Consider the following 24,563-nt stretch of genomic DNA (forward strand, 5'->3'; position numbering starts at 1 on the left):
CAGTCGTTCGCCCTGCATGAGAACATCTACCTGCGCACCCGCCGCTCGGGCGACTTCATGGCCGTGCAGTACGCGCCGCGGCTCGGCTCCTCGACCTGGCAGCTTTATCCGGAGTTCCTGGCCGCCGCCGACTGGCCGCGCGACCGCTGGACGCCCGTGCGCATCGAGGTGGCGGGCTCGCGTCTCGCGATCTTCGTCGGCGAGGGCGACAGCCCGAAGATCGTCGTCCCGCGGCTGCGCAGCGGATCGCCCGGCGGCGGCGTGGCTCTCTGGGCCCGCGTCAACAACCGGCCCGACGCCTGGGCCGCGGCGGTGTCGAACTTCACGGCTGGCCCGGCGGCCACGGCCGCGCCCTTGCTGGCGCCGCAGCCTCCGCCCGCGGAGTTCATCCAGCGCTGGTCGGTCGCCGGGCCCTATCCGGAAGACGCGCCTGCGCCGCCCCCGGACGCGGCCTGGCGCACGCTGGAGGCCGAGGAGTCCGGGCTCGTGAACCTCTCGCGCGTCTTCCCGCCGCAGCCCCGGAAGCGCCTCGTCGCCTTCGCCCGCAAGACGCTTGTCTCGGACGCCGCCCGTCGGGTCCGCCTCGGCGTCGGCTACTCCGACCAGGTCGAGGTGCGCCTCGACGGCGCGCCCGTCTACGCCGCGGTCAACGGCTGGGAGAGCCGCCATCCCGGCTACACCGGTTTCGTGGACACCCGCTTCGAGCACGCCATGCTGCCGCTGAAGGCCGGCCGCAACGAGCTGGTGTTCGCGGTCACCGACGATCAGGCCTTCGGCTGGGGCTTCGCCGCCCGGCTCGCCTCGCTCGACGGCCTGACCCTGGAGTCCTAAGAGAGCGCTCCGCCTCGCGATCGGGGCCAGGGGTGGAGCGCCATGGCGAACGTGATCCTCGAGCCGGCCGGGCCTGAGCGGCGCGCGACCCTGGCGAACCTCTTCCAGCTCTACACCTACGACTTCACCGAACAGTGGGCCGGCGAGGCGCGGGGCGAACTGGCCGAGGACGGGACCTTCGAGCCCTATCCCTACCTCGACAGCTACTGGACCGAGCCCGGCCGCGAGGCCTTCCTCGTGCGGGTCGACGGAGACCTCGCCGGTTTCGTCCTCCTCAACGACCACAGCCACGCCGGCCTGCCGGTCGACCACGCGGTCGCCGAGTTCTTCATCGTCCGCAAGCATCGCCGCGGCGGGGTCGGCCACCTTGCGGCAACGGCCGCCATCGGCCCGCGCCCCGGCCAATGGGAGCTGGCGGTCGCGCGCAGGAACGCCGGCGCCCTGGCTTTCTGGCGCGGCGTGGCCGCCGAGCTGGCGTCAGGCCCGGTCGAGGCGCTCGACACGACAACCCCCTGGAACGGGACGATCCTGCGCTTCGTGGTCGCCTAGCCGGGGAGGTCGGCCGTGCGCGCCGCCACGTCCGGCATCGGGGGCAGGCGCGCGCTGGGGACCGCTTCGTACCAGAAGGCGCAGGCCGACCAGTCGTCGGCGCGCTCCACCAAGGCGGCCTTGTAGGTCTCCATATCGGTGACCGTCCCTTCGCCCAGGCCGATCTGCTGGATCGTGACGCGGATATCCTGGCGCCAGACGACCGGATCGGGGACGTGCCAGCGGTACATCGAGACGCGGCCGGTGTCGCTCATGTCGTCGGCTTCGCGCCAGTTGCACCCGTGAAAGGCGAAGGGCGTCGGCTGCAGGCCGTACGACAGGCCGACATAGTCCTCCGACCCGGTGCCGCAGACGGACGGGAAGTCACCGTCGCCGTCGAGGAAGATCTTGGCCTCGCCTTCGCCCCACCAGCGGCCGGCCAGCGGCCGCACGCCGATCACCGCGCCCAGGTAGCGGCCGCGGCCCTCGCGCTTGGGCAGGATTTCGAAGTCGCGCCCCGGCGTGGTGGGATTGGACCGGGCGAAGGCGGCGTGCAACCGGCCGACCTCGCCGCCGTGCGCGTCCCCCAGGGTGTAGTCCACCTGATAGAACAGCGGGATCGGCCGCGAGAGCTCGTTGGTCAGGGTCAGCCGCGCGCGCCGGGCGAACGGCATCGGCAGCCACAGGTTCAGGGCGTAGCGCTCGCCCACCGTATGGGCGTGCGACTGGAACGGCGGCGTCCTGCCGTGGGCGAAGCCGAACAGGTCGCCCAGCGGCGCCTCGATGCTGGGATGTTCCTGGCCGTCCCAATAGGCGCGCACCACCGCGCCGCGGAACACCTTCGGCGACTGGCCGCTGGTCAGCCAGATGTGGCGGATGGTTCCGGGGCCCTCGATGTCGGCCAGGGTCACCGTCTCGCCAGCGCCGATGGTGCGCGCCGGATCGCCCTTGCGCCCGACGCCCAGCGGGCTCGCCGCCTGGCCGCCGGCGCCGCGCGCCCCGGTCGGGTTCTCGAAACAGATGGATCGCGTTTCCAGCGCTCCGCCCAGGTCGTACAGCGCCTCGCCCGCCATCGTCCTCGCCCTCCCGTTGTCGTTGGCCGGCAGTCGAGACGGTTGGACGGCGTCGCGCAAGGGGCGCTAAGTGAGCCCATGGAGCTCAAAGCCACCCGCTACGACGTTCTCGACGGCGTCGCCGTCGTCACGCTCGCCCGCCCCAAGCGCCGCAACGCCTGGACCGGGCGGATGCACACCGAATACCGCTGGATCCTGCGCGAAGCCGACCGCGACCCCGCCGTGCGCGCCATCGTCGTCACCGGCGATCCGGAGGGCCAGGCCTTCTGCGCCGGCGCCGACCTCCAGGCGCTGGAGGGCCACTCCGACCGCGGCGGCTACGACGCGGGCACGCCGGACGACATCGCCGAGCCCGGCTATGGCGTCGACCCCGCCTTCGACGCGACCTTCGCCTACCACTTCGGGATCGGGAAACCGGTGATCGCGGCCATCAACGGCGCGGCCGCCGGCGTGGGCCTGGTGCTGGCGGCCTTCGCCGACCTGCGCTTCTGCGTTCCCGGCGCGAAGTTCACCGCCGCCCACGGCCGGTTCAATTTTCCGGCCGAGTTCGGGCTCTCCTGGGTGCTGCCGCGCATCGTGGGCCTGACCCACGCCAACGACATCCTGCTGACCAGCCGGGTGTTCACCGCCGAGGAGGCCGACCGCATGGGCTTCCTCAACCGGATCGTCCCGGCCGACCGCCTGATGGATGAGGTGATGGCCTACGCCCGCCAGTTCGCCGCCATAGCGCCGGGCTCGGCGCGCGAGACCAAGCGCCAGATCTACCGCGACCTCCACCGCGACGCCGCCAACTCGGTGCGTGTGGCCGAGGCGCTGCTGGTCGAGATGTCCAAGACCGACGACTACCGCGAGGGCGTGAAGGCCTGGATGGAGAAGCGCGCCCCCGTCTGGAGCGGATAAGGGCGCCCGTCATCCCGGACGCAGGGCGCACAGCGCCCGGAGATCCGGGACCCAGCCGCTCAAACTTCGACGCGCGGGAATGCAGCCTCAAGGCCCGAGCGGCTGGGTCCCGGGTCTCCCGCCCGCCTGCGCGGGCGTCCGCCCGGGATGACGTCGAAAGTGCGAGCCGAGCTCCAACGTCACCCAACGAGACCTTGACGCGCTCCGCCCAGGGCCGCAGGGACGGGACGAAGCACCGGAGGAAGCCCACGTGAGACGCGCCGCCATCGTCAGCCCCATCCGCACCGCCGTCGGCAAGTACCTGGGCGCGCTCAGCGACATGCCAGCGGGCGAACTGGGCGCCGTGGTGCTGAAGGCGCTGGTCGAGCGAACCCAGATCGATCCGATGAAGGTGGACGACGTGATCTTCGCCCAGGGCTACGGCTCGGGCGAGGCGCCCTGCATCGCGCGCTGGTCGGCGCTGGCGGCGGGCTTCCCGATCGAGACCCCCGGCTACCAGCTCGACCGCCGCTGCGGCTCCGGCCTTCAGGCGGTGGTGGACGCGGCCATGATGGTCCAGACCGGCGTCGCCGACGTGGTCATCGCCGGCGGCGTCGAGAGCATGTCCAATTGCGAGTACTACACGACCGACATGCGCAAGGGCGCGCGCGCCGGCTCGGTGACCTTGCACGACCGCCTGGCGCGCGGGCGGGTGATGAGCCAGCCGATCGAGCGCTTCGGCGTCATCTCCGGCATGATCGAGACCGCCGACAACCTCGCCCGCGACTACCAGATCAGCCGCGAGGAATGCGACGAATACGCCGCCATGAGCCATCAGCGGGCGGCCAAGGCCTGGGCGGACGGCAAGTTCGACGACGAGCTGGTGCCGGTCGCGGTGCCGCAGAAGCGCGGCGACCCCGTCGTCTTCAAGCAGGACGAGGGCGTGCGCGCCGACGCCACGCCCGAAAGCCTCGGCAAGCTGCGCGCCATCGAGAAGGACGGCGTGGTCACCGCCGGCAACGCCAGCCAGCAGAACGACGCTGCGGCCGCCTGCCTCGTGGTGGCCGAGGACAAGCTGGCCGAGCTGAACCTCGAACCCATGGGCTGGTTCGTGAGCTGGGCCGCCGCCGGCTGCGATCCGTCGCGCATGGGCATCGGCCCGGTGCCGGCCGTGAAGCGCCTCTTCGAGCGCACCGGCATGGGCTGGGACGACATCGACCTGGTCGAGCTGAACGAGGCCTTCGCGCCCCAGGTGCTGGCCGTGCTGAAGGGCTGGGGCTGGGACGAACGCGACCGCCTCAACGTCAACGGCTCGGGCATCTCGCTCGGCCACCCGATCGGCGCCACCGGCGGGCGCATCCTGGCCAACCTGCTGCGCGAGCTGAAGCGGCGCGACGGCAAGTACGGCCTGGAGACCATGTGCATCGGTGGCGGCCAGGGCATCGCGGCGATCTTCGAGGCGGCCTAGGGCCTCGCGTTTCGTGCCTGCTTCGTCATCCTCGCCCTTGTGGCGAGGATCCCTCTATCGGTCCCGCGGCCGGCGCTGGATCGTCCGCCCCTCGGCGGCTTCGAGAGGGATCCCAGGCACAAGGCCTGGGATGACGGTGGATGGGGGAGGTCGGCCATGACCCCCGCCGAGCTTCGCGCGCTGCTCGACCGCCTCGGGCCGGACCTCGACGCCTTCGCCGCGCCCTGGAGCCTGATCGGCTCGGGCGCGCTGATCCTGCTGGGCGTTCCGTTGGAGACGGCGGGCGATCTCGATGTCGTGACCGGCGTCGAAGGCGCGGCTCGGCTGCGCGCCGCCTGGGGCGGCTGGCTCGCGGCGGGTGAAGCCAAGGCGCCCGACGGGCCGTTCCGCTCGGACGACTTCGCCCGCTACGCGACGCCGTGGGGGCCGGTCGAGGTGATGGGCGGCCTGAAGGTGAGGGGGCGTGCTCTCGACGTCTCCGGTCCGATCCCATCGGCGGCGGACCAGCTTCGCATCCTGCGCCTCTTCGGCCGCCCGAAGGACCTGGCGAAGGCCGAGCGCCTGGAGGCCTGGCTCTCCGCTCAGACGTAGATGCCGAACTCGCGGCGGATCTCGACCAGCGGCCAGTCGAGGAAGGCCTCGAACCGCGACCACGGCCAGCGCTTGGTCTGGCGCAGGCGCCGCGCGATCGTCCGGGGCGCGATGACCACGGCGCGGGCGATCACGTCCAGCACCTCGCCCGGCGGCAGCTTGCGGTAGATGTCGAGCGAGTCGTAGAGCGCATAGCCCTTCAGCACGCCCAGGCCGGCCGTGGTGCCGAAGATGCTGGAGAGCTTCACCACGGCCTCGTTGGCGAGGCTGGTGTCGCAGCCGAAGACGATGTGGGCCGCGTCATGACATCGGAAGAAGTCCTGCGCCGGCGCCGGCAGCGTGGCGCCGCGCTTCAGCAGCGGGTGCTTTTCGTAGTATTCGGCCAGGCCCTCGGCGAGGGTCATGGCGCTGTCCTGGGGCTGGAAGGCCAGCATCGGGACCTCCTGTTCGCCATCGCGCGGGCGGACGCTACGCCCTCGCCGGGTGGCCGCCAACCGAAACCGGCGCAGGCCTCGGGTTGAGTTCCGGCGGCTCTTCGTGTAAAGGCCCGCGCTTCGTCGATCCCTCTTGAGGGAGAGGCGTGGACGGAGGGCTCTCCCGAGCCTTCCATCCTGTCCGAGAACTGTGCAGCCGCCGGGGCCACCGGAGGCCGTGACGTGGGGAAGGGCCCTTCCCCAGGCATAGGGAGACGGGAAGATGACGTCCCGCCCGTCCGGCCGCCAAGCGGCTTGGGCGCGAGGGCCGCGGCTTTCCATCAATGGACAGGTGCTTTCCCGTGCGCGCGATCGTGCGTGTGCGGAACCTGAGTATGGAGACCGCAATGGACCGCGCTCAAAAGCAGGAAGCCATCGAAGCGCTCAAGGGCGTCTTCGCTGACTCCGGCGCCGTGGTCGTGACCCACTACATGGGTCTGACCGTTGCGGAAATGACCGATCTCCGCGGCCGCCTTCGCAACGAAGGCGCCACGCTGCAGGTGGTGAAGAACACCCTGGCCCAGAAGGCTCTCGGGGGCTCGATCGGTGAAGCGGGCGACGCCCTCTTCAAGGGTCCTGTCGCCATCGCCTTCGCCGCCGACCCGGTGTCCGCCGCCAAGGTCGCGACCCAGTACGCCAAGGACAACGAGAAGTTCTCCGTCATTGGCGGCTTCATGGGTCAACAGGTGCTGGACAAGAGCTCGGTGACCGCCCTGGCCACCCTGCCGTCGCTTGACCAGCTCCGGGCCAAGATCATCGGCCTCCTGCAAGCCCCGGCGACGAAGATCGCCGGCGTCCTGCAGGCGCCCGCCGGTCAGCTGGCCCGCGTCATGGGCGCATACGCCGCCAAAGACGCCGCCTGATCGATCATCTTCCCGACAAACCTCTCATAAGGATCTACGCAAATGGCCAATCTCGAAAAGCTGGTGGACGACCTGTCCGCCCTGACCGTTCTGGAAGCCGCTGAGCTCTCCAAGCTGCTGGAAGAAAAGTGGGGCGTCTCCGCCGCCGCTCCGGTGGCCGTCGCCGCGGCCCCGGCCGCCGGTGGCGCCGCTCCGGCCGCCGCTGAAGAAGAGCAAACCGAGTTCACCGTCGTGCTGACCGCCGGCGGCGACAAGAAGATCAACGTGATCAAGGAAGTCCGCGGCGTTCGTCCGGACCTCGGCCTGAAGGAAGCCAAGGACCTCGTCGAAGGCGCTCCTCAGAACGTGAAGGAAAACGTTTCCAAGCAGGAAGCGGAAGAAATCAAGAAGAAGCTCGAAGAAGCCGGCGCCTCCGTCCAGATCAAGTAACCCTGCGCGCCGCCAGGCGCGCCGAGTTATCCCGGCCTTGGCCGGGATCCAGACGATACGTCGAAGGGCCGGGGGGCGACCTCCGGCCCTTTTCTCATGCCCCCATTCGGGGGAAGCCGTGCGACGCCGCCCGACGCAGTCTCCAGGCTCCGGAACCAGGGGGCTTCCATGAGACTGCTGTTCGCCGCCGGCCTGATCGGCCTGTCGTTCGCACCGGCCGCGCAGGCCCAGACCGCGGCCGACATCAACCGGCTGAACGCCGCCATCCAGATCTGCAGTTCGCCCGTGGCGGCCAGCACGCCCGAATGCGCCAGGCTGCATGGCCGGCTGGGCATGTCCGCCGCGCCGGGGATCGGCGGCGCCGGGGGCGGCCTGGGCGGGGGACTGGGCGGCGGGGCGGTGGCCACGGGCCTCGGCGGCCTGCTGGGCGCGGCGCTCTCGTCCCGCAACGCCGCGCCGTCGGCTCCGCCCGCCGCGCCGCCCCCGGCGAGCGGGCCGGGCGTCAGCGCGAACGGTCAGATCATGATCGGCGGCGCGCCGCTGGGCGGAGCGCCCCGGGGGGCGCCGGCCGCCTCCGGCCCGGCCCTGCGCGGCCCCGACGCGGCGAACGGCGTCTACGCCGCCGGCCAGAGCTACCAGGCCTGCGTGGCGGCCGACCAGGCCAACTGGCGGCGGTGCCTGCCGCTGCTGAACGGCGGTCAGCCGCGCTGAGTCGCCGCATGACCGGACCTTCACTTGGGCCGCCGCAGACCCGTGATACCGTCCGGCCGTGGCCGACTCCCAACTCATCAGCGCCTTCGTCCATGGCCTCGCCGCCGGGGCCATGACGATCATCGCGATCGTCGTGGGGCGCAGCACGCTGGGCGCGAACGTGCGGATCGCCACCGCGATGTGCAGCGCCAGCATCGTGGCCTGGCTGGTCTGCGATTCCCGGCCGATCTGGAACGCGATCGGCCAGCCGTACCTGCTCGACCTCGTCTCCACGCCGGTCGGCGGGCTCTTCTGGCTTTTCGTGCTGGCGGTGTTCGCCGACTGGAAGGTCGCGCCGCTCACCCTCGCGCCGGCCGCGGCCCTGTTGCTGATCGGGGTCGCGCAGCCGTTGCTGCCGCCCGAGGTCCGGGACCTTGCCTGGACGGTGCGGAACCTCATCTCCGGAGGCCTGGCCCTGCACGCCGGCGGCGTGATCCTGCGCGACTGGAACGACGACCTCGTCGAGCGCCGCCGCCGCTTCCGGGCGCTCCTGCTGTCGCTGTCGTGTCTGTTCGTGATCGTGGAGGTGGGGTCGGCCTTCCTGCACCGCCTCGCCCCGTCCGGCCCCTGGCTGATGTTCGAGGTCGGTCAGCCGCTCGGCGGGCTGATGGTCGCCGCGCTCGCCGCGGCGATGGGGGCGGCGGTGCTGCAGGTCCAGCCCGCGGCGTTCGGCGCGTCCCGCCGGGGCGACGGCGGCGCCGACGCCCGCGCCGAGGCGGCGGATCGCCTGCTGATCGAGCGCCTGGGCGCCCTGATGTCGGCCGAGGGCTGGCGGCGGGAGGGCCTCACCATCGGCGGGCTGGCCGCCGAACTCGACACCCCCGAGCACCGCCTGCGCCGGCTGATCAACCAGCGCCTGGGCCATCGCAACTTCGCCGACTTCGTCAACAGCTACCGGATCGAGGCCGCCAAGCGCCGCCTCGCCGATCCGGCCGAGGCCCGCACCACCGTGGCCGCCATCGCCTTCGACCTGGGCTACGGCTCGCTGGGCCCGTTCAACCGCGCCTTCCGCGCGGCCACCGGCGCCACGCCCACCGAGTGGCGGCGCCAGGCGCTGACGGCCTCGCCGGAATTGCACGAAGCCGTCTGATTTCGAAATCGGCGAGGCTTTTCCGCCCCGGGCAAGACCGCGGGCGGGGCGGTCGGCTGTTCTTGCGTCCATCGAACGACGAACGGACCCGCCCATGCCCATCATCATCACCGACATGACCCCGATGTCGGCCGCGCTGGCCGACCTGGCGCACATCTGGCTGCGCGAGCTGCAGCCCACGCTGAGCCGGTACGTGATCTACACCGTCGGGGTCTGGCTGGCGCTCTGGGTCGTGCTGGCGCCCGTGCTGAAGCCGCGCAAGATCCGCGAGGCGACGCCTCCTGCCCGCCAGCTCCTCACCGAGCTGATGTTCTCCCTGCGCTCGATGGCGGTGTTCGCCACGGTGGGGGTGCTGCTGACCTTCATGTACCGGGCGGGGCTCTACCCGCTGGAGACCATCGCCGACGGTTGGGGGCCGGTCTGGCTGGGCGTCTCCATCGTCGCCGGGATCGTCGGCCTCGACACCTGGTTCTACTGGACCCACCGGATGATGCACCATCCGCGGCTGTTCAGGCGCTTCCACCGCCGCCACCACCGCAGCAACAACCCGTCGCCCTTCACCGCCTACAGCTTCGACATCCCGGAGGCCCTGGTCCTGGTGGGCTTCATCGTGGTCTGGCCGGCGGTCTTCCCGATGCCGTCGCATGCCATGCAGTGGGTGATGCTCTACCAGATCGTCACCAACACCCTGGTCCACTCGGGCTACGAACTGATGCCCGCCCGCCGCGACGGCCGGCCCATGCTGGACTTCATCGTCACCACCACCCACCACGACCTGCACCACGGCCAGGCGGGCTGGAACTACGCCGGCTGGTTCACCTGGTGGGACCGCTGGATGGGCACCGAGCACCCCGAGTACCTGGAACGCTACGCCCGGGCCGCCTGGCGCCCGTTCGGCGCGCGGCCGACCGCCGAGCCGGCCCTGGCGGAGGGGTAGGCCGACGCCCCCTCCGTCGCAACGGGGGAGGAGCGAGGCCCTGCCCCTCCCCTGCGAAGCGGGGGAGGGGGACCACGAAGTGGTGGAGGGGGCGCGCTTAAGGCTGGGGCCTCAGCGCGAGGCGTTGTGGTGGGCGGGGATGGGCTGGACATAGTCGCCCTTGGCCGCCTTCTCCGCCTCGTTCAGCGCCTTGAAGAACGGGTCCGCGCGCTTGGGCCCCAGGTAGCCGAAGAGGTACGCGCCGACCTTGCGCATCTGGATCTCCTCCGAACCCTCGGTGATCCGGTAGCGGCGGTGGTGGCGGAAGATGTGTTCGAAGGGCTTGTGGCGGGAATAGCCGATGCCGCCGTGCACCTGCATCGCCCGGTCGGCCGCCTCGCAGACCAGGCGGTTCGCCCAGTAGTTGCACATCGAGACCTTGTCCGAGATCGTCCGCTCGATCTCCTTGTGCTCCATGTGGTCCATCTGCCAGGCGGTCTTGCGGATCAAGAGGCGCAGCATCTCGCACTGGGTCTGCAGCTCCACCAGCGGCCACTGGATCGCCTGGTTCTCGGCCAGCGCCTTGCCGAACGGCTTGCGCTCGCGGGCGTACTTCACGCTCTCGTTGATGCAGAACTGCGCCGCGCCCAGCGAGGACGCCGCCTGGCGGATGCGGTTCTGGTGGACGAAGCTCTGCCCCAGCCCCAGCCCGCGGTCGATCACGCCCCAGTAGCTGTCCTCAGGGATCCACACGTCGGTGAAGCTGATCCGCGGGTGGTCGGTCGGCATGTTGAAGGTCCACATGTACTCCTCGACCTTCAGGCCGGGAGCATCCGCCGGGACGATGAAGCAGGTGATCCCCGTGGCGTCGCCGTCCTTCCCGGACGTGCGGGCGAAGCACATCACGTGCGTCGCCACGTGCATGCCCGTCGTCCACATTTTTTCGCCGTTTATGAGCCAGCCGGGCTTGCCGTCCTTCTCGTGGGGGACGGCGCGGGTCTCCATCCAGGTGGCGTCGCTGCCGTGGTTGGGTTCGGTCAGGCCGAAGCCCGTGCGCATGCCGCCGTTCAGCAGCTTGTCGGCGTAGCGGTCGTACTGCTCGTTGGTCGCGAACTCCTTGAACATCAGCACGAAGGGGTTGTTGCCGACGATCGAGTGCTCGGTCTGCAGGTCGTTGAACAGGCCCAGGCCCTTGGCCGCCAGGTGTTCGCGGATGATCGCCATGGCCAGCTGGGTGCCGCCCTTGCCGCCCATCTCCACGGGCCAGGCGTAGCGCAGGTGGCCGGCCTCGTCGGCCAGCTTGCGGGCCTTGGCCAGCAGCTCTTCCCATTCCTTGCGGGGCAGGCCGTCGTTGTCCCAATCGGTGCGGGCGTGCTCGCGGCGATGGTCGAAGAAGCGGTCGTTATCGTCGGCGTGCTGCAGCGGCATGATCACGTCGTCGATGAAGCGGTCCAGCTCGCCCAGGTAGTCCTGGATGTCCTGGGGAATGTCGAAATCCATGCCGTTGCTCCCGAACGTTCTTGGGCGGACTTGACGTGGCGGGACCGTTTACAATCCGCCTCCGGCTCCGCCAGATCGGGGCGAGACTAGACCAAGCGAGGGCTTCCGTCGGGTCATGGCTGTTGATGTTCGCGCGGGCCTCGAGAAGCTCGCCGTGAGGTTGGGAGGGCAGGGCGCCGCGCTCACCGAGGCCCAGCGCCTGTCGGGCGGCGCCAGCATGGAAACCTGGGCGTTCGGGTTCGACGGCGCGGGCGGGCCCGAGCGGCTGATCCTGCGCCGCCGCAGCGTTCCGTTCGATCCGGAGAGCGCCCGATCGGTCAGCCTGGCGACCGAGGCCGCGCTGATCCGCGCCACCGAGGCGCATGGGGCGCGGGTCCCGCACGTGCGCCATGTCTGCGGTGAGGCCGACGGCCTGGGCGAGGCCTATGTGATGGTTCGGGTCGATGGCGAGACGCTTGGCCGCAAGATCACCTCCGACCCGCGCTTCGACGCCGTCCGGCCGGCGCTCGCCCGCCAGTGCGGCGAGGCGCTGGCGGGCATCCACAAGACGCCGCCGCCGCCGGGCCTGGGCCTGAAGGCCATCGACGGCAAGGGCGAGCTCGACCGCTACGAGGAGGTCTACCGCGCCACCGGCGCCCAGCGCCCGATCCTGGAGCTGGCCTTCCAGTACCTGCGCCGCCACACGCCCGAACCCGTCGAGCCCGTCCTGCTCCACGGCGATTTCCGCAACGGGAACATCATGTTCGACCCGGAGGCCGGCGTGGCCGCCGTGCTGGACTGGGAGCTGGCCCATATCGGCGACCCGGCCGAGGACATGGGCTGGATCTGCACCAACTCCTGGCGCTTCGGCCGGCCGGATCGCCCGGTCGGCGGCTTCGGCGACTACGCCGACCTGCTGGCCGGCTACGCCGCGGCGGGGGGGCGGGCGATCGACCTGCGCCGCGTGCGCTTCTGGCAGATGCTGGGGTCGCTGCGCTGGGGGATCATGTGCCTGACCATGTACCTCTCCTGGCGTGACGGCGCGGAGAAGTCGGTCGAGCGTCCGATGATCGGCCGGCGCGTCTCCGAGACCGAGGCCGACCTGGTCGTGCTGCTGGAGGAAGGCCTGTGATCACCCACCCCACGACCGAGGAACTGGTGGAATCGGTGCGCCTGTGGATCGACCAGATCCGGCCCGGCCTCGACCCGCGCAACGCCTTCCTGGCCCGCGTGGCGGCCAATGCGCTGGCCGCGGTCGGGCGCGAACTCTCGGAAGGCCCCGCCGCCGAGGCGGAAGCGGTCCGCCTGATGGCCGGCCTGCTGGGCCACGAGGGGACGTTCGAGGCGCTCAACGCCGAACTCTGCGCCGCCATCCGCGGCGGCGACATGACGGTGGAGACGGCCGGCCTGCTGCCGGCGCTGCACGTCATGGCCAAGCACCAGCTCGCCATCGACCAGCCGTCCTACCGCCCGGAAGGCGCCGGTCCGCGGCCCTGAGTCTACGGCTCCGAGGCGGCCGCCAGGCTGCGGCGGAGCGTGGCCCAGTCCAGCAGCGCCAGGAACACCGGGCCGAGGCCACGGCCCAGCTCGGTCAGTTCGTACTCGACCTTGGGGGGCACCTGGGGGTGGACGGTGCGCGTCACCACGCCATCGTCCTCCAGGCCCCTTAGCTGCTGGATCAGCATCTTCTGGGAAACCTGCGGGATTGCGCGCCGGAGTTCGGAAAAGCGAAGGACCGGCTCGCCGTAGAGATGGGCGACGATCAGCATCTTCCAGCGCCCTTCGAGGACGGAGATCGCATCCTGGACGTCCTCGACGCAGGCGATCTTCGGGACCTTCCGCTCGGCGAGGCGCGGATCGGACATCGGCTTACCTTTTGGTGACTGGCTCACTTTTTCGTCCGTTCTTGCCATATCGAGAGCGGCTCGCCTAACTCCCGCCGCGGCCCGGCGCCGGGCTTTCGGAGGCCATTCCAGGATGCGCGCCTATCGTTTCGACAGCTTCGAGGACCTGGGCGCCCTGAGGCTGCGCGAGGAGGCCGACCCCGCGCCCCAGCGCGGCGAGGTGCTGGTGCGCGTCCGCGCCGTCTCGCTCAATTTCCGCGACATCGCCATCCTCCGAGGCCGCTATCCGCGCAAGGCCGTGCCGGGCCTGATCCCCGTGAGCGACGCGGCCGGGGAGATCGTGGCGGTGGGCGAGGGCGTGACGGCCTTCCGGAGCGGCGATCGCGTGATCGGCGCGTTCCACCCGCGCTGGTTCGGCGGCGAGATGCCGTCGACGATCCAGACAGACAGCTACGGCGCCGAGAGCGACGGCTGGCTCTGCGAGCTCAAGGCGGTCAGCCAGGAGGCCGTGGTCCGCCTTCCCGACGGGCTTTCCTACGAGGAGGGCTGCACGCTGCCCTGCGCCGGCCTCACCGCCTGGACGGCGCTCTCGGGGCCGACGCCGATCCGCGCCGGTCACGCCGTGCTCGTCCTGGGCAGCGGCGGGGTCTCGATCTTCGCGCTGCAACTGGCCCGCGCGGTGGGCGCCGTCGTGATCGCCACCACCTCCAGTTCGGCCAAGGCCGAGCAGCTCAAGGCACTGGGGGCGGCCCACGTGGTCAACTACAGCGACGATCCCCAGTGGGGCCGGAGCGTCCGCGCGCTGACCGGCGGCCGCGGCGTCGACCGCGTGGTCGAGGTTGGCGGCCCCGGGACCATCGCCCAGTCGCTGCGGGCGGTGGCCGTCGGCGGCGAGATCGCCTCCATCGGGTTCCTGAGCGCCGACAATCCCGGGATCGACTTCTTCGCGCTGAAGGCCAGCGGGGCCAGCTTCCGCAACATCACCGTGGGCGACCGCGCCGCGCTGCTGGAGTTCAACCGCGCGGTCGCGGCCAGCGGCCTGAGGCCGGTGATCGACCGGGTCTTCGATTTCGAGGCGGCCCGCGACGCCTTCGGCCATCTCGAGAGCGGCGCGCACATGGGCAAGGTGGTGATCCGCGTGGGAGGCTGAGGCCGGCCCTGTCCTAGTCGGCGTGCGCCTCGGCTTGGCGCAGGGGAACCGCCGTGGCCGGCCGCAGGATCATGATCAAGGGCACCAGCAGCAGGGTGCCGAGCGCCATCCAGCTGAAGACGTTCGCATAGCCGATCATGGCGCCTTGCCGCGTGACCTCGCCGTTCAGGATCTCGAGCCCCCGCGTCGTGGCCGGATCCATGTAGCTGGGCAGAGAATAGCGCACCATCGGGTCGGCGGTGTCGATGTGGCCCGCCAGTTCGCTGTGGGCGACGGCGCCGGTGCGGATCACCATGGCCTGGACCAGCGAGATGCCGGCGCTGGAGCCGATGCTGCGCGCCATGGTGGCCACGATGGTGCCCTCCACCCGGTGCGCCGGATCGAGGGTCGCATAGCCCAGGGTGTTGAGCGGCGCGAACAGCAGGCCCACGCCCATGCCCTGGATGAAGCCGCTGATCATGATCGGCTCGGCCGTCATCATCAGGTCGAAGCGACCCATCATCCACAGCGCGCCCACGCACAGGGTCACCCCGATCAGCAGCACCTTCCGGGCCCCGAGGCGCACCACCATCATCGGCACCAGCAGGAACGAGATCAGCGAGCCCAGCCCCCGCGGCATGCTGGCGATGCCGCTCTGCAGCGCCGAATAGCCCAGGAGCTGCTGCATGAACGAGGGCAGCAGGGCGGTGGTGGAGAACAGCAGGGCGCCCACGAACAGGCCGAAGATCGTGGTGCCGGCGAAGTTCCGGTCCTTGGCCAGGTCGCGGTGGAAGAACGGATTGGCCGCCGTCGACGTCTGGATGACGAAGATCCACAGGCCGGCGGCGGCGATCGCCGCCTCGATCCAGATCTCCGGGCTGTCGAGCCAGTCCTGGGTCGGGCCGCGGTCCATCATCACCTGGAAGCCGCCGATGAAGGCCACCAGCGCGCCGAAGCCCAGGAAGTCGAACGGCCTCTGCCGCCCTCCGGGATCGTTGGCCATGAAGGTGTAGACGCCCAGCGTCGCCAGGATGCCGATCGGCAGGTTGATGAAGAACACCCAGCGCCACGACAGGTGCTCGGTGATCCATCCGCCCAGCCCCGGCCCGACGATCGGGCCCAGGATCACCGCGGCGCTCCACAGGCTCATCACCCGGGGGATCATCGGCATCGGGAAGATGTCGAGCATCACCGTCTGGGAGAGCGGCATCAGCGAGGCGCCGGCGATTCCCTGCAGCAGGCGGAAGAACACCAGCTCGGGCAGGGTGGTGGCGATGCCGCACAGCATCGAGGTGATGGTGAAGCCGCCGATGGAGAGCAGCAGCATCCGCTTGCGGCCGATCTTCTGCGACAGCCACCCCGACAGCGGCGTCATCAGGGCCGTGGCGATGATGTACGAGGTCAGCACCCAGGTGATCTGGTCCTGGGAGGCCGAGACGCTGCCGCGCATATGCGGCAGCGCCACGTTGGCGATCGTGCTGTCCAGCGTATTCATCAGCGTGGCCAGCATCAGGGCCCCGGTGATCGGGATCCTGTTGTCGATGTCCTGTTGTGCGGCCACGCGCCGGTAAGCCTTCCCCGTTCGCGGCGCAGAATGCCGGGTATGGCGGCCCAGGCAAGCCGGACGTAGGGGAAGGCTTCGCGCGGCGGATCAGGCGATCTTCATCGACAGCTCGACGTCCTCGCCGAACGGCGTGGAGAGGTAGCCGGCCGCGGGCGAGCGGACGCGCGCCAGGTATTCCGGACTGAAGTCGGCGTTGTCGGCCACGATCAGGGAGCCGGGCCGCAGGCGATCCTCCACCAGCGCCAGGATGTCCGGATAGAGCGCCTTGGCGCCGTCGAGCAGCAGCAGGTCGATTGTGTCCGGCAGATCGACGGCGAGGGTCTCCAGCGCGTCGCCCTCGCGGATCTCGACCAGGTCGGCGACGCCGCCGGCGGCGAGGTTCTGCCGGGCCCGCGCCGCCTTCGGTGGCTCGAATTCGCTGGTGATCAGCCGCCCGCCGCCGTTGTCCCGAAGGGCGGCGGCCAGATGCAGGGTCGAGATTCCGAACGAAGTCCCGAACTCGACGATCGAGCGCGCGCCGCGGCTTCGCGCGAGCATGTAGAGGAGCTGCCCGGTCTCGCGCGAGACCGGCAGGGCGAAGGCCTTCAGGCGGCCGTAGAGCTCGCGGTAGTCGGTCTTGCTGCGCATCAGGCGCGTCCGCTCGTCGTCGGACATCTCCGCGAAGGCGGGATCATGCTGCGGCGAGGCGGCGTCGGCCTCGTCGAACAGGCGATCAAGCAAGGGGGCGACGGGGGAGGAGGTCAGGGTGGTCATTCACGGTTCCCGGCTTGGGTCCGGCGCGGCCTTGCGCCGGGATCGAAAATGCGACTAATCCATCGCATTCCCTATTCGCATTGCCGGACGTCCGATGACCGAGCGCCGAGCGCCCCAGATTTCCTCGCGAAAACAACCGCGTCAGGCCCGGTCGACCGAGCTGGTGGCGACCATCCTCGATGCGGCGGTTCAGGTTTTGGCGAAGGACGGCGCGCAGCGTTTCACCACGGCGCGGGTGGCCGAGCGCGCCGGGGTCAGCGTGGGCTCGCTCTACCAGTACTTTCCCAACAAGGCGGCGATCCTGTTCCGGCTGCAGTCCGACGAGTGGCGGCAGACGACCGGCCTCATGACCGCGATCCTGGCGGACAGCGGCAAGCCGCCGGAGCGGAGGCTGCGCGACCTCGTCCACGCCTTCATCCGGTCCGAGTGCGAGGAAGCCCAGATGCGCGTGGCCCTCAGCGACGCGGCGCCGCTCTATCGCGACGCGCCCGAGGCCCACGAGGCCCATGCCGCCAGCCACGGGGCGGTGGAGGCCTTCCTGCGGGAGGCGTCGCCCTCCGCTTCCGACGCCACGCGCGCGGTCGCCAGCGATCTGATCGAGGCCACCCTCGGCCAGGTCGGCAAGCACTTCTCCGAAACGCCGCGTACGGCGGCCGAGATCGAGGCCTACGCCGACGCCATGGCCGACATGTTCTGCGCCTATCTGGCGAGCCTGGATCGCGGCTGAGGGCGGCGGCCCGACGGTCGCGCCGTCACGCCGCCTCCAGCACCCGGATGATCTCGCCCTCGTGCTCGTTCCAGAGGATCGCCACGCGGCCGGCGCGGGCCGCGTCGCGGCCGAGCGCGCTCTTCACCTCGCGGGTGCGCAGGCGGCTCGGCGACAGGCGCAGCAGGGTGCGGCCGCCGCCCTGGTCGTGTTCCTCGTCGTGGAAACGCAGCACGGCGTCGACCACGGCGCCGGAGAGGGGCGTGGGGCGCGGGTCGTCGATCGGGCGGGCGATGCGGGGCTTGAAGCGGCGGTAGGAAGCCATCGGCGGGAACTCCTTGCGGGGTTGCGATGGTTCTGCTTTTGTCTGCCAGGTACGACAAAAACGGACGTAGGTTTCCATGCGGCACGAAAAAGGCGCCCGCCTGCTGGAGCTGGCCCGCCTGCTGGCCTCCAGCGCAGAAGGATTCACCCTGGACGAGATCGCCGACCGCATGGGGGTGGCCCGCCGCACCGCCGAGCGGATGCGCGACGCGGTGTGGGACGTCTTCCCGCAGATGGAAGTGGTCGACGACCCGCCGAGCCGCCGCTTCCGCATCCCGTCGGGGCTCGACGGCCTGTTCCAGGCCCCCACGGCCGAGGAACTGGCGGCGCTCACCGCCGCCGCCGAGATGATGGACCGGCAGGGCGCCGCCGGCCGCGCCGCCCACCTGCGCACGCTGGAGCAGAAGGTGCTGTCGGCCATGCGCGCCGCCGCCCGCCGTCGCCTGGCCCCCGACCTCGAAGCCCTGCTCCAGGCCGAGACCATCGCGGTGCAGGCGGGCCCGCGCCCGTTCGAGGACGAGAGCGTGCTGGCCGCGGTCCGTGGGGCCCTGAAGGCGCTCTGCGCGCTGCGGTTCCGCTACGAGGGCGGCTCCACGCCGGGGCGCATCCGCGAGGTCGTGCCCTACGGCATCCTGTTCGGCCGCTCGAACTACCTCGTCGCCGAGGAGGTCGGGACGGGGACGGGCCCCCGCAACTGGCGGCTGGACCGGGTGTTCGACGTCGAGGTCACGGGCCGGCCCGGCGCGCCGCCCGAGGGCTTCTCGCTGCAGGCCTACGCCGACGAGAGCTTCGGCATCTACCAGGACGACACCGAGGACGTGGTCCTTCGCGTGCGCCCGCACGGCGCCGACGACGCCCGCCGCTGGCGCTTCCACGCGCGCCAGAAGCTGGAGGAGCAGGCCGACGGCTCGATCGTCGTCCGCTTCCGGGCCAGCGGCATGCGAGAGCTGGCCTGGCACCTCTTCACCTGGGGAGACAAGGTGGAGATCGTCGCGCCCCAGGCGCTCAAGGACATGATGGCCGGGGAGCTCGAACTGGCGCTCCAGACCCACGTCCGGAATTGACGTACCCCGGCTTCAGGGTCTCGGCATCAGATCGGAGAGACCCTCATGACCGTCCTCGACTACGCCGCCTACTACGAAACCCAGGTCCGTCCCCGCACGCTGGGCCGCCGCCTGCGCCGGGCGCTGGCCTGGACGATCTGGAGCGTGCTGTTCCTGGCCTGCCCCGACACCGCCCGCGCAATCCGCGCGGGTCGCTGATCGCCCCCTCCGTCTCGTCGCTACGCGCCGATCCACCTCCCCCGTTGCACGGGGGAGGAGCAAGATCCGGCTCCTCCCCTGCGAAGCGGGGGAGGTGGCCCGAAGGGCCGGAGGGGGCGGACGCCTCTTGAGCTTGCCCGCCCGGCCGGGCTCTATCGGCCGGAAGCAAACCGTGGGGTTCCGCATGCGACTGGCCGCCACCGTTCTCGCCGGAGTGTTCCTGATGGCCGCAGCGCCCGAGCCGCCCGATCCCTACGCCTATATGGAGGAGATCGAGGGCGCCCAGGCGCTGGCCTTCGCCCGCGCCGAGAACGCCCGCTCGCTGCCCCAGCTCCAAAACGATCCCCGCTACGCCGGCCTCTACGCCGACGCCCTGACGATCGCCACGGCCAAGGATCGCATCCCGGGCGTCTATTTCGCCGGCGCCGGCACGCTCCGCGACTACTGGCAGGACGCCGATCATGTCCGCGGCGTCTGGCGTCAGACCAGCCTCGCGAGCTATCGCGCCGGCCAGCCGGACTGGGCGACGCTGATCGACCTCGACGCCCTGGCCAAGGCCGAGAACGCCAACTGGGTCTGGAAGGGCGCCGACTGCCTGCCCCCCGACGACCGCTACTGCCTGGTCAGCCTCTCCGACGGCGGCAAGGACGCCGTGGTCGTGCGCGAGTTCGACACCCAGACCAAGGCCTTCGTCGACGGCGGCTTCGACCTGCCCGAGGGCAAGCACCGTTTCGACTGGATCGACCGCGACACCCTGCTGGTGGTCACCGAATGGACGCCGGGCGAGGTCACCGCCTCGGGCTATCCCTACATCGCCAAGCTTCTGAAGCGCGGCCAGCCGCTGGCCGACGCGCATCAGGTCTTCTACGGCCAGAAGGACGACGGCGGCTACGGCGTCGGCTCGATCGTCCTGCGCGATCCGGACGGCAAGGTGCAGGCGGTGGTGATCCAGCGGCCCTTGGACACCTTCAACGCCGAATATTACGTGCTCGACGAGGACCGTCCCCTGCGCCTCGACCTGCCGAAGAAGTCGACCGTCCAGGGCTATGTCTCGGGCCGGATGCTCGTCAGCCTCGAGGAGGACTGGCCCGAGCGCGGGATGAAGGAGGGCGACCTCGTCGACTTCGACTTGAAGGCGGTGAAGAAGACGCCCGGCGCGCTGAAGCCGTCCCTCGTCCTGCGGCCCACGCTCAGCCAGTCGGTGGAGCAGGTGGCCACCACGCGCGACCGCCTGGTCGTGGCCCTGCTCGACAACGTGAAGGGCCGCCTGCTCAGCCTGAAGCGCGGCGCGTCCCGCTGGACCGCCACGCCGCTGGACCTGCCGAAGGATTCCACCATCTCCATCGCCTCGGCGTCCGACCACGACGACCAGCTGCTGCTGGGCGTCACCAGCTTCCTTACCCCGTCGAGCCAGTGGCTGGCCGATGCGGCGGGCGGGCCGGCGGCCGAGCTGAAGGCGCTGCCCCCGCGCTTCGACGCCTCGCGCTTCGTCACCGAACAGTTCTGGGCCACCTCGAAGGATGGAACCCAGGTCCCGTACTTCGTCGTCCACGCGAAGGACATGAAGCTCGACGGGACCAATCCGACGCTGCTTTACGCCTACGGCGGCTTCCTGGTCAGCCAGACGCCGGCCTATGCGGCCACCACCGGCAAGCTGTGGCTGGAGAAGGGCGGGGTGTTCGTCATCGCCAACATCCGCGGCGGCGGCGAGTTCGGCCCCCGCTGGCACAACGCCGGCCTCAAGCTGAACCGGATGCGGGTCTACGACGACTTCTTCGCGGTCAGCCAGGACCTGATCGACCGCAAGATCACCAATCCGAAGAAGCTCGGGATCATGGGCGGCTCGAACGGCGGCCTGCTCATGGGCGTGGCGCTCACCAAGCATCCCGAGCTCTACAACGCCATCGTCATCCAGGTGCCGCTGTTCGACATGATCGGCTACACCCACATCGGCGCGGGCGCGTCCTGGGTGGGCGAGTACGGCGACCCCGCCGTCCCGGCCGAGCGGGCGATGCTGATGAGCTATTCGCCGTACCAGAACCTGAAGGCCGGCCAGCCCTATCCCAAGGTGTTCCTGGAGACGTCGACCAAGGACGACCGGGTGCATCCGGCCCACGCCCGCAAGGCCGCCGCCCGGCTCAAGGAGCTGGGCTACGACTACCTCTACTACGAGAACATCGACGGCGGTCACGCCGCGGCCGCCAACCTCAACGAGCGCGCCATGCGCCAGGCGTTGGAGTACACCTACCTCATGCAGAGGCTGATGGACTGAGGGGCGCCGTGGCCGGGTTGAACCAGACGCTCGAGGATCTGGTCGGGCCGCGTTCGGGGCTGCTCTGCGCCTACCGCTTCGACGGCGGCCGAACGGTCGCCTCCGACCAGCCGGCCTTCGAGCCGCAGGCGGGTGGCTGGGGCTGGTCGCATCTGGCGCTCGGCGATGTCCGCTCCAAGATCCTGCTCGACAAGGTCTCCGGCCTGCCGGCCGACGCGCGGGCGCTGTTTGTCGAGCGCGAGACCCGGGTCCACATCGAGCAGGAGCGGGGCTGGGTGTTCGGCGTCCTGCCGGACCTCGAACGCGACCTCGCCGGGCGGCCGCAGGGCGAGGGGCGGCTGGTGTTCGCCCTCGACGGCGCGCGCCTCATCACCGGCCGGCTGCACGCGCTGCGCGCCATCGACGACCTGCGGGCCGACGTGGAGGGCGGCGTCACGTTCGAGAGTCCCGCCGCCGCCGTCGCCGCCTACATCGAGCACTACATCGACCGCCTGGAGCAGGTCTTCGAGGACCTCGGCGCCAGCCTCGCCAGGGTGGAGGACCTGGTGCTCGCCGAGCCCCAGGATCTGGGCGACACCGGCCTGTCCGCCATCCGCCGCAGCGTCTCCCGCTATCGCCGCGAGGCCCAGGCGCTGCGCGGCGCGCTCACCCGCGCCCACGCCGGCCGCGGGGCCCGGCGGATCGCCCCCCTCGCCGAATGGCTGCCCGACCTCGTCGCCGCGGCGGAAGACCTCGACCGCGAGGCCGGCGGCCTGCACGACCGCGGCCGGCTGCTGCACGAAGAGCTCGACACCCTGATCACCAGCGCCACCAACCGCAGCATGCGGACGCTGACGGTGATCTCGACCCTGCTCATCCCGCCCACCCTGGTCGTCAGCGCCTTCGGCATGAACGTGGAGGGCATCCCCTTCGCCCACTCCGCCGGCGGCTTCATGACCGTGGGCGTTCTCTGCGTGGCGATCGTGGGCGGCGCGCTGTGGATGCTGCGGCGCATGGGCATGCTGCCCTGATGGCGCGCGCCCCGTCGGTCAGCGCGGGCGTGCTCGCCTGGCGCGGGCCCCGCGCGGCGCCGGAGTTCCTGCTGGTCCATCCCGGCGGGCCCTACTGGGCGAAGAAGGACGAGGCCGCCTGGTCGATCCCCAAGGGCCTCGTGGAGGCCGGCGAGGCCGACTGGGACGCCGCGGCGCGCGAGTTCGAGGAGGAGCTGGGCCTGCCGGTCGCGGGGGAGGGCCACCCACTCACCCCCTGCATGACCCCGGGCGGCAAGCTGGTGCGCGCCTGGCTGGTGGCCGCCGACCTCGACGTCTCGGCGATCCGCAGCAACACCTTCGAGATCGAGTGGCCGCCGCGCACCGGCCGCCGTCAGGCCTTTCCCGAGGTGGACCGCGCCGGCTGGTTCGACGCGGCCACGGCGGCGGTGAAGATCCACAAGGGCCAGCGGCCGATCCTCGACGAGGCGCTCGCGCGTCTCGCGACCGGATCGCGCTCAAGCTCCCGATACGGGAAGGGCCCTAGTCGCTGAGCCCCTGGGCGTCGGCCGCCGCGCGCACCAGCTGCACGAACTCGGCCCGTTCGCCATAGGGGTCGTCGCCGCGCGCGCCCTGGGCCAGGCCGGTGATGTCGTCCCAGCCGAAGGCGTCGGAGACGCGCGGGTCGCGCCGCAGCTTCTGGCCGAAGCCTGCCACCGCAACGGCCCAGCGCGTGGGCTGCGGCGCCGCGGCCAGCGAGCCCGCCGCGTCGGCGCCGGTGATCGGCCGCTCGATCAGCCGCGACTTCGCCTCGCCGGGCAGCTTGTAGCGGATCTTCAGGAACGCCAGCTCGCCCGGCTTGCCGCTTGGCGCGGCGGCGCGCCCGTACCGCAGCGGGTCGGCCGAGCCCGGCGCGCCCGCCGGCGTGATCTCGTAGAGCGCGGTGACCGAGGCGCCCGCGCCCACCTCGCCGGCGTCGACCTGGTCGTTGTTGAAGTCCTCCCGCGCCAGCATGCGGGTCTCGTAGCCGATCAGCCGGTATTCCGAGACCTGGGCGGGGTTGAACTCCACCTGCACCTTCACGTCGTCGGCGATCGGGAACAGCGACTTCACGAAGTCCTCGCGGAACAGCTTGCGCGCCTCCTGCAGGCTGTCGACGTAGGCGGCGGTCCCGTTCCCGTTCTGCGCCAGGGCCTGCATCATGGTGTCGTTGTAGTTGCCGCGGCCGAAGCCGTAGACCGACAGGTAGACGCCGTCCTTGCGGTGGTCGGTGACGAAGTCCTTCAGCTTCTCGGGGTCGGCGACGCCGACGTTGAAGTCGCCGTCGGTCATCAGGATCACCCGGTTCACCGCCTTGGGGTCGAACCGCTCCTTGGCCAGCGCATAGGCCAGCGCCAGTCCCTGGCCGCCCGCGGTCGAGCCGCCGGCCCGCAGCGCGCCCAGCGCGCAGCGCATCTTCAGCTTCTGCCGCCCGTCGGTGGGGGCCAGCACCGCCCCGGCCGAGCCCGCATAGGCCACCATCGCCACCCGGTCCTGCGGCCGCAGCCGGTCGATCAGCAGGTTCAGCGACTTCTGCGCCAGCGGCAGGCGGTCGGCGCCCATCATCGAGCCCGAGGTGTCGATCAGGAACACCAGGTTGAGCGGCGGCGGCTCGCGCCGGTCGAGGTCGTAGCCCTGGATGCCGATGTGCAGGATCCGGCGCTGCGCCGACCAGGGCGAGGGGGCCAGCGCCACATAGGTCGAAAACGGCGAGGCGCGGTCGGCGGGAGGCGCGTAGCCGTAGTCGAAGTAGTTCACCAGCTCCTCCACCCGAACCGCGTCGGTCGGCGGACGCTGGCCGTTCATGAGGAAGCGGCGGACGTTGGAATAGGCGGCGGTGTCCACGTCGACCGAGAAGGTCGAGACCGGCTCCTGCGCGGTCTGGTGGATCGGATTGGCCTGGGCGTGCGGATAGCGTTCGGTGTCCTGCCGTGCGGGATAGGGTGCGCGCATCGCGCCCGTGACCGTGACCGTGAGCGCGCTCGGCGCCGTCGGCGGCTGCGGCTCGGCGATGCGCCGCTCCACGGGCGGGACGGGAAGCGGCGGGTTCGGCGCCGCGATGGCGGGCGGCGGCGGCGGCGGCGGCGGCGGGGGTAGGGGCGCCGGCGCGGGCTTGGCGTAGCTCATCACCCCGCCGATGCGGCGAGGGGAGTCCGGCGATGTGCGGAAGCCCAGTTCGGCGCAGGCCTGCGCGGTCGGCTGGCCGTCGACGACCCTGGCGGGACGGGCGAAGGCCGGCTGGCCGGAGAGGGCGGTCAGCCCGGCCATGGCGAGAATTCGGAGCCGATGCGGATACATTCGGTCACTCCCGGTGTGTGCGTTCCCCATGGCA

General features: G+C 71.0%; 27 protein-coding genes. 19 read left to right on the plus strand and 8 right to left on the minus strand.

What is annotated here, in order from left to right; translation table 11 throughout:
- Nucleotides 1-831: hypothetical protein (locus GC203_RS19950; RefSeq protein WP_293458271.1), on the plus strand; the 831-nt coding region annotated here is incomplete at its 5' end.
- Nucleotides 832-873: 42 nt separating this feature from the next.
- Nucleotides 874-1,380 carry a GNAT family N-acetyltransferase gene (locus tag GC203_RS19955; RefSeq protein WP_293458272.1) on the plus strand — a complete coding sequence of 169 codons (507 nt, stop codon included), beginning with the start codon at nt 874-876 and terminating at the stop codon, nt 1,378-1,380.
- On the opposite strand, the gene GC203_RS19960 is transcribed toward GC203_RS19955, so the two are convergent.
- A complete protein-coding gene (locus GC203_RS19960) occupies nt 1,377-2,432 on the minus strand; it encodes a glycoside hydrolase family 172 protein (protein WP_293458273.1) in 1,056 nt (351 codons plus the stop codon). The genes GC203_RS19955 and GC203_RS19960 overlap by 4 nt on opposite strands.
- 78 nt (nt 2,433-2,510) lie before the next feature.
- Here GC203_RS19960 and GC203_RS19965 point away from each other — a divergent pair, with 78 nt between their 5' ends.
- The 3 genes from GC203_RS19965 (at nt 2,511) to GC203_RS19975 (ending at nt 5,370) form a co-directional block, all read left to right on the plus strand.
- A complete protein-coding gene (locus GC203_RS19965; protein WP_293458275.1) occupies nt 2,511-3,332 on the plus strand; it encodes an enoyl-CoA hydratase-related protein in 822 nt (273 codons plus the stop codon).
- A gap of 250 nt (nt 3,333-3,582) precedes the next feature.
- On the plus strand, nt 3,583-4,779 hold the full coding sequence (locus GC203_RS19970) for an acetyl-CoA C-acetyltransferase (RefSeq protein WP_293458276.1): 1,197 nt from the start codon (nt 3,583-3,585) through the stop codon (nt 4,777-4,779).
- A 156-nt stretch (nt 4,780-4,935) separates the two neighbouring features.
- Nucleotides 4,936-5,370: a hypothetical protein gene (locus GC203_RS19975; protein ID WP_293458277.1), complete on the plus strand. Its 435-nt coding sequence runs from the start codon at nt 4,936-4,938 to the stop codon at nt 5,368-5,370.
- Here GC203_RS19975 and GC203_RS19980 read toward each other — a convergent pair.
- On the minus strand, nt 5,361-5,804 hold the full coding sequence (locus GC203_RS19980; protein ID WP_293458278.1) for a hypothetical protein: 444 nt from the start codon (nt 5,802-5,804) through the stop codon (nt 5,361-5,363). The two genes, GC203_RS19975 and GC203_RS19980, sit on opposite strands and share 10 nt — an antisense overlap.
- Before the next feature lie 386 nt (nt 5,805-6,190).
- On the opposite strand from GC203_RS19980, the gene rplJ reads away from it, so the two are divergent.
- The 5 genes from rplJ to GC203_RS20005 all read left to right on the plus strand — a co-directional run bounded on the left by rplJ (nt 6,191) and on the right by GC203_RS20005 (nt 9,912).
- A complete protein-coding gene (gene rplJ / locus GC203_RS19985) occupies nt 6,191-6,706 on the plus strand; it encodes a 50S ribosomal protein L10 (protein WP_293458280.1) in 516 nt (171 codons plus the stop codon).
- 42 nt (nt 6,707-6,748) lie between these two features.
- Nucleotides 6,749-7,135 carry a 50S ribosomal protein L7/L12 gene (rplL, locus tag GC203_RS19990; protein ID WP_293458282.1) on the plus strand — a complete coding sequence of 129 codons (387 nt, stop codon included), beginning with the start codon at nt 6,749-6,751 and terminating at the stop codon, nt 7,133-7,135.
- A gap of 168 nt (nt 7,136-7,303) precedes the next feature.
- A complete protein-coding gene (locus tag GC203_RS19995; RefSeq protein ID WP_293458283.1) occupies nt 7,304-7,846 on the plus strand; it encodes a hypothetical protein in 543 nt (180 codons plus the stop codon).
- 58 nt (nt 7,847-7,904) lie between these two features.
- Nucleotides 7,905-8,975 (plus strand): helix-turn-helix domain-containing protein, encoded by a 1,071-nt coding sequence (locus GC203_RS20000; protein WP_293458284.1) that lies wholly within the window; start codon nt 7,905-7,907, stop codon nt 8,973-8,975.
- 94 nt (nt 8,976-9,069) lie between these two features.
- Nucleotides 9,070-9,912, plus strand: coding sequence for a sterol desaturase family protein (locus tag GC203_RS20005; protein WP_366502113.1), 843 nt, complete (start codon nt 9,070-9,072; stop codon nt 9,910-9,912).
- Nucleotides 9,913-10,023: 111 nt separating this feature from the next.
- On the opposite strand, the gene GC203_RS20010 is transcribed toward GC203_RS20005, so the two are convergent.
- A complete protein-coding gene (locus tag GC203_RS20010) occupies nt 10,024-11,391 on the minus strand; it encodes an acyl-CoA dehydrogenase (RefSeq protein WP_293458285.1) in 1,368 nt (455 codons plus the stop codon).
- Nucleotides 11,392-11,506: 115 nt separating this feature from the next.
- Between GC203_RS20010 and GC203_RS20015 the strand changes: the two genes are divergently transcribed.
- On the plus strand, nt 11,507-12,502 hold the full coding sequence (locus tag GC203_RS20015; protein WP_293458287.1) for a phosphotransferase family protein: 996 nt from the start codon (nt 11,507-11,509) through the stop codon (nt 12,500-12,502).
- The gene (locus tag GC203_RS20020) at nt 12,499-12,867 is read left to right on the plus strand and encodes a DUF6285 domain-containing protein (RefSeq protein WP_293458288.1); all 369 of its coding nucleotides are present in this window, start codon (nt 12,499-12,501) and stop codon (nt 12,865-12,867) included. Before GC203_RS20015 ends, GC203_RS20020 begins: the two co-directional genes overlap by 4 nt.
- A 2-nt stretch (nt 12,868-12,869) precedes the next feature.
- Here the strand turns inward: GC203_RS20020 and GC203_RS20025 are convergent, their stop codons facing one another.
- A complete protein-coding gene (locus GC203_RS20025) occupies nt 12,870-13,235 on the minus strand; it encodes a helix-turn-helix domain-containing protein (protein WP_293458290.1) in 366 nt (121 codons plus the stop codon).
- A 112-nt stretch (nt 13,236-13,347) separates the two neighbouring features.
- Between GC203_RS20025 and GC203_RS20030 the strand changes: the two genes are divergently transcribed.
- The gene (locus GC203_RS20030) at nt 13,348-14,364 is read left to right on the plus strand and encodes an NAD(P)-dependent alcohol dehydrogenase (RefSeq protein WP_293458292.1); all 1,017 of its coding nucleotides are present in this window, start codon (nt 13,348-13,350) and stop codon (nt 14,362-14,364) included.
- A gap of 13 nt (nt 14,365-14,377) precedes the next feature.
- Here GC203_RS20030 and GC203_RS20035 read toward each other — a convergent pair whose 3' ends face one another.
- Both GC203_RS20035 and GC203_RS20040 read right to left on the minus strand, forming a co-directional pair.
- On the minus strand, nt 14,378-15,904 hold the full coding sequence (locus GC203_RS20035) for a DHA2 family efflux MFS transporter permease subunit (protein ID WP_293458294.1): 1,527 nt from the start codon (nt 15,902-15,904) through the stop codon (nt 14,378-14,380).
- A 90-nt stretch (nt 15,905-15,994) separates the two neighbouring features.
- The gene (locus tag GC203_RS20040) at nt 15,995-16,660 is read right to left on the minus strand and encodes an O-methyltransferase (RefSeq protein ID WP_293458296.1); all 666 of its coding nucleotides are present in this window, start codon (nt 16,658-16,660) and stop codon (nt 15,995-15,997) included.
- Nucleotides 16,661-16,823: 163 nt separating this feature from the next.
- Here GC203_RS20040 and GC203_RS20045 point away from each other — a divergent pair, with 163 nt between their 5' ends.
- Nucleotides 16,824-17,387 (plus strand): TetR family transcriptional regulator, encoded by a 564-nt coding sequence (locus tag GC203_RS20045; RefSeq protein WP_293458298.1) that lies wholly within the window; start codon nt 16,824-16,826, stop codon nt 17,385-17,387.
- Nucleotides 17,388-17,412: 25 nt separating this feature from the next.
- Here GC203_RS20045 and GC203_RS20050 read toward each other — a convergent pair whose 3' ends face one another.
- Entirely contained in the window at nt 17,413-17,691 is a 279-nt protein-coding gene (locus GC203_RS20050; protein ID WP_293458299.1) for a hypothetical protein, read from the minus strand.
- A 76-nt stretch (nt 17,692-17,767) separates the two neighbouring features.
- On the opposite strand from GC203_RS20050, the gene GC203_RS20055 reads away from it, so the two are divergent.
- The 5 genes from GC203_RS20055 to GC203_RS20075 all read left to right on the plus strand — a co-directional run bounded on the left by GC203_RS20055 (nt 17,768) and on the right by GC203_RS20075 (nt 22,746).
- Nucleotides 17,768-18,754 (plus strand): WYL domain-containing protein, encoded by a 987-nt coding sequence (locus GC203_RS20055; protein ID WP_293458301.1) that lies wholly within the window; start codon nt 17,768-17,770, stop codon nt 18,752-18,754.
- A gap of 45 nt (nt 18,755-18,799) precedes the next feature.
- Nucleotides 18,800-18,952 carry a hypothetical protein gene (locus GC203_RS20060; RefSeq protein WP_293458303.1) on the plus strand — a complete coding sequence of 51 codons (153 nt, stop codon included), beginning with the start codon at nt 18,800-18,802 and terminating at the stop codon, nt 18,950-18,952.
- A gap of 223 nt (nt 18,953-19,175) precedes the next feature.
- Entirely contained in the window at nt 19,176-21,224 is a 2,049-nt protein-coding gene (locus GC203_RS20065; RefSeq protein WP_293458319.1) for a prolyl oligopeptidase family serine peptidase, read from the plus strand.
- 8 nt (nt 21,225-21,232) lie between these two features.
- Nucleotides 21,233-22,234, plus strand: coding sequence for a CorA family divalent cation transporter (locus GC203_RS20070; RefSeq protein WP_293458304.1), 1,002 nt, complete (start codon nt 21,233-21,235; stop codon nt 22,232-22,234).
- A complete protein-coding gene (locus GC203_RS20075; RefSeq protein WP_293458305.1) occupies nt 22,234-22,746 on the plus strand; it encodes an NUDIX domain-containing protein in 513 nt (170 codons plus the stop codon). Before GC203_RS20070 ends, GC203_RS20075 begins: the two co-directional genes overlap by 1 nt.
- Here GC203_RS20075 and GC203_RS20080 read toward each other — a convergent pair.
- Complete coding sequence (locus GC203_RS20080) at nt 22,736-24,499, minus strand: VWA domain-containing protein (RefSeq protein WP_293458306.1); 1,764 nt, start codon at nt 24,497-24,499, stop codon at nt 22,736-22,738. The genes GC203_RS20075 and GC203_RS20080 overlap by 11 nt on opposite strands.
- Nucleotides 24,500-24,563: the final 64 nt, after the last annotated feature.

This window comes from Phenylobacterium sp., from assembly GCF_016124325.1.
Lineage (GTDB): Bacteria > Pseudomonadota > Alphaproteobacteria > Caulobacterales > Caulobacteraceae > Phenylobacterium.